Raw genomic sequence first — 450 nt, forward strand, 5'->3', positions numbered from 1 at the left:
TGCAAAAAATTCAAGATTATAGGGACCGGGTTCCAGCTCCAGATCAGGAGATTCAACGGTAAAGAATTCCTCTTCTCCATCATCATCAAAATCGGCCGGAGTGGGATTAAGATCAACAATTAGTGGAGCGTCCATAGATCCCACGGCGGTAGTACCACTCAGAACAACCTCCACATACGCAGGTTCCCCGTCGGCACAATCGGGAAGGTCAAAAGACTGTTTTGTTGTTGAGTTATTCCCTGAAAGATCATTAAGGACCGCACCAAAAGATAGCACAGCCTTGTCTGGATCAGGATTGTCCTTGATGATTTCATCCTTGCTACAGGAGGAAAAAATAAATAATAACCCTGCGACGATTGTCGCAAAAAAATTGAATTTCTTCATAATTAAAAAATTTAGAATGGTTAGAAAAATATATAGCGACCCACTTAGGGTTTGCTTCTAAATTTT

General features: G+C 41.1%; 1 protein-coding gene. It reads right to left on the reverse strand.

What is annotated here, in order from left to right; all coding sequences use genetic code 11:
- Window positions 1–384, reverse strand: a 384-nt coding sequence (locus HC175_RS18600) for a hypothetical protein (protein ID WP_168139696.1), incomplete at its 3' end; no start/stop codon positions are given.
- Window positions 385–450: the final 66 nt, after the last annotated feature.

Source organism: Salinimicrobium oceani (assembly GCF_012037645.1).